The organism is Paenibacillus terrae (genome assembly GCF_000943545.1).
Lineage (GTDB): Bacteria > Bacillota > Bacilli > Paenibacillales > Paenibacillaceae > Paenibacillus > Paenibacillus terrae_A.
In genome coordinates this window covers 1-3,094 of record NZ_JTHP01000149.1, presented here as the reverse complement: position 1 = coordinate 3,094, position 3,094 = coordinate 1, and the positions used below count along the sequence as shown (strand labels likewise).

The following is a 3,094-nucleotide window of genomic DNA, read 5'->3' as shown; positions in this document are numbered from 1 at the left end:
GAGTAGATGCCCTGGTATAGGGGGAATTTGTTGTATTTAAGAAAAATTATGCATTAGTTGTGTTTATACTTTATTCATGTCTCTTCATAACCTACAAAGTCTAACCGATAAATATAATAAATAATCCCATCGGAGGTTGCAAGATGAATCTGCAGTTCTCTCTTTCGACGAATGCGGTGAGTGGTAAGACAAACGGTGTAAGTCAACCTAGTGATGCTGTAGCTAATCAGGACAGCCAACTAATACAAGCGGTGAGAAGTGGTTCAGAGTTAAGCAAGCTTGAAAGGCAGGGAGTTTCATTCTCCATGGGTGATGAACAGCTCATTAAGGCTATAGACCGCGCAGTCAAAGCTCTTCAGGGGCCCACAACTACGTTGGAAATGAGTGTGCACGAAAAGACCCATCAGATCTTGGTTAAGGTTCTGAACAAAGATACAGGTGAACTGATTCGAGAAATCCCACCTGAAAAGACTTTGGATTTAGTGGCAAAGATGATGGAAATTGCAGGAATTCTCATAGATGAAAAAGTATAAGGGGGCAAATTAGATGCGTATAAACGGTTTCTCAGGAATGGATATAGACAGTATGGTCACATCAATGATGACTGCCAAAAGAGCTCCTTTAAACAAGCTGAATCAGCAGAAACAGACATTGGAGTGGACGCGTGATAGCTATCGTGAATTAAATACTAAAATTGTTCAATTTAGAGACAAACTATCCAGCATGAGTAAGTCAGAGACAATGAATACTCAGAAATCGACGTTAACTGGTAATACAACGGCTATTAAAGCGGAAGCTAATGCTGATGCTAGCTCTACACCTATGTCTGTAGTCGTTAACAAGTTAGCAACAAAGTCCAATATGCAAACCTCTACAGGCTTACGTACTGCTGGAAGTAGTACAGCAGATGCTACTAAAAATACAACATTGGAGCAAATTGCAGGTGGTAGTGCATCAGATACTTATGAGTTAAATATAAATGACAAAACAATCACTTTTCTAAAAACCGATACAATATCTGCAGTGATGGGCCGTATCAATTCGGAAGGGGCGAACGTAACAGCGACCTTCGATGAAATCAGCGGCAAGTTCTCCATTACAGCTAAAGAATATGGGGATAGCAATAATATTAAATTAACAGGTGCCGATAAGCAGGCTAAAAGCAGTACGCTCATGGATTTATTCCAAATTAGTTCTACAGATGTAAAGGCGGCTGAAAAAGGAGAAGTTATAGTAACGAATACTGCGGATTCGAGTTCTAAAACTTATAATCCTGATAAGAACTCCCTTGTCGTTAATGGAGTGTCGCTGACTCTGTTAGAGACCACGGGAACCACTGGACCTGCCAAAATAACAACCCAATCAGATCCAACAAAAGCTATGGAGACCATTAAATCTTTTGTGGATACTTATAATGACCTATTAAGTACATTTAATACGAAACTAAGTGAACAAAAGTACCGTAATTTCCTTCCATTGACAGCCGATCAGAGGAAAGACATGAAAGAAGATGAAATTAAGCAGTGGGAAGAAAAGGCCAAAAGTGGTCTCCTCAAAAATGATTCTATTTTGAGTTCTGCTGTGTCTTCTATGCGCATGATTATTTCCAGTAAGTTAGGTGATTTGAGTTCAGTTGGTATTACTACAGGTCAGTACTACGAAAATGGTAAACTACAGATTAATGAAGAAAAGCTGAAGGCTGCTTTAACGACAAATCCGGAAAAGGTTTTGAGTATATTCCAAGGTTCGTCTGCTGATGTAAACAGTAAGCCGATCTATAGCGAACTAAGAAGTAAGCTTGATACTACGTTAGACATGTTTGTAAAAAAAGCGGGTACATCGAAATTTGATACGAATGGCAGCATGACCTTTAAAACAGAAAGTGTAATGGGGGATCAATTAAAAGGCTATAATCGCCGTATTACAGATCTAACAAGCAGGCTTAAAGATGCTGAGACTCGTTATTACAAGCAGTTCTCAGCCATGGAATCGGCTATGAGTAAGTATCAATCGCAGTCGTCCAGTTTGACAGGTCTTTTAAAATAGTCTAGAAAAGGGTGATTTGTTTGATTTCATCTCCTTATGAAAAATATAAACGGTCTTCGGTGCAGACATCTACTCCGGGGCAACTCATTATTATGTTATATGATGGTGCCATTCGCTTTGTAAAGGCCGGTCTTGAGGGAATATCATCCAATGATATTGCTAAAGCCAACATGAACCTGGGCAAGGCACAAACAATCATCAGCGAGCTAATGTCCACGTTAAATCATTCTTATGACATTTCCAAAAATTTATATGCTTTATATGAGTATATGAACTATTTATTGATCCAAACCAATATCAAGAAAAAGATTGAGTCAGGTGAAGAAGTTCTCGGTTATCTGCAAGAATTGCGTGAAACTTGGGTTGCAGTGAACAAGATGACAGCAGGTATGTCAGTATCTTCGGAACAGTAAGCTATGATAAATGACGCTTTATCCCAATTGGAGCAACTAACCCAACAATTCATACTTCGACTGAATGAGACAAATTACGAGGAAGTTGAGATTTTTGTCGAAGTTCGTCAAATGAAGGTGGATAAATTGCTGAGTGTCTTGGAAAATACGTCTATGACAGCGGAGCAAAAACGGAAATTAGAGTCTATTCTAAGCCATGATGCAATAATTGATCAACACATGCAATCGCTAAAACAGGAAGCCCAAAATTGGCTTGTCCAGCGAAATATGGCCAAATCGCAACGCAGTGCTTATGAATCTAACTATACGCCTGATAGCTTTCTGATGGATCGTAGGAAATAAATTTAAAAAGTTCTCACCCAACACGTTTTTGGTCATACCCCTGTCAAGTAGACAGATGAAAAAAGCTATGCAGCCAGCGCGTGCCGATATTCAATCGGTGCGCGCTGTTTGAGTTTAGCTTGAAACCGTTGGTAGTTATAAAAGTAGATATATTCCTCTACGGCTTGATGGATCTCTGCTTCTGATTTACACTGGTGAAGGTACAACTTCTCTGTCTTGAGATGCGAAAAAAAGGATTCGATGCATGCGTTATCCAGGCAGGTTGCTTTGCGAGAGTGGCTGCCTTTGACGCC

Annotated in this window: 5 protein-coding genes; 4 read left to right on the top strand and 1 reads right to left on the bottom strand. The window is 39.7% G+C overall.

Annotated features, from left to right (window positions below; genetic code table 11):
• Positions 1-143 precede the first annotated feature (143 nt).
• From QD47_RS29270 to QD47_RS29255, 4 genes are read left to right on the top strand one after another with little or no spacing between them, the layout of a single operon-like run.
• Positions 144-533 carry a flagellar protein FlaG gene (locus tag QD47_RS29270; protein WP_052647031.1) on the top strand — a complete coding sequence of 130 codons (390 nt, stop codon included), beginning with the start codon at positions 144-146 and terminating at the stop codon, positions 531-533.
• A 13-nt stretch (positions 534-546) separates the two neighbouring features.
• Positions 547-2,046: a flagellar filament capping protein FliD gene (gene fliD / locus QD47_RS29265; RefSeq protein WP_044649432.1), complete on the top strand. Its 1,500-nt coding sequence runs from the start codon at positions 547-549 to the stop codon at positions 2,044-2,046.
• A gap of 20 nt (positions 2,047-2,066) precedes the next feature.
• Positions 2,067-2,459, top strand: coding sequence for a flagellar export chaperone FliS (gene fliS / locus QD47_RS29260; RefSeq protein ID WP_044649431.1), 393 nt, complete (start codon positions 2,067-2,069; stop codon positions 2,457-2,459).
• A 3-nt stretch (positions 2,460-2,462) separates the two neighbouring features.
• Positions 2,463-2,801: a hypothetical protein gene (locus QD47_RS29255; RefSeq protein ID WP_052647029.1), complete on the top strand. Its 339-nt coding sequence runs from the start codon at positions 2,463-2,465 to the stop codon at positions 2,799-2,801.
• 65 nt (positions 2,802-2,866) lie between these two features.
• Here the strand turns inward: QD47_RS29255 and QD47_RS29250 are convergent.
• On the bottom strand, positions 2,867-3,094 hold a 228-nt coding region (locus QD47_RS29250; RefSeq protein ID WP_044649430.1), incomplete at its 5' end, for an IS3 family transposase.

Bases quoted from the DNA above. Each gene is read 5' to 3' on its own strand.
- QD47_RS29270 (WP_052647031.1), top strand. From the start codon at position 144: ATGAATCTGCAGTTCTCTCTTTCGACGAATGCGGTGAGTGGTAAGACA.
- fliD (WP_044649432.1), top strand. From the start codon at position 547: ATGCGTATAAACGGTTTCTCAGGAATGGATATAGACAGTATGGTCACA.
- QD47_RS29255 (WP_052647029.1), top strand. From the start codon at position 2,463: ATGATAAATGACGCTTTATCCCAATTGGAGCAACTAACCCAACAATTC.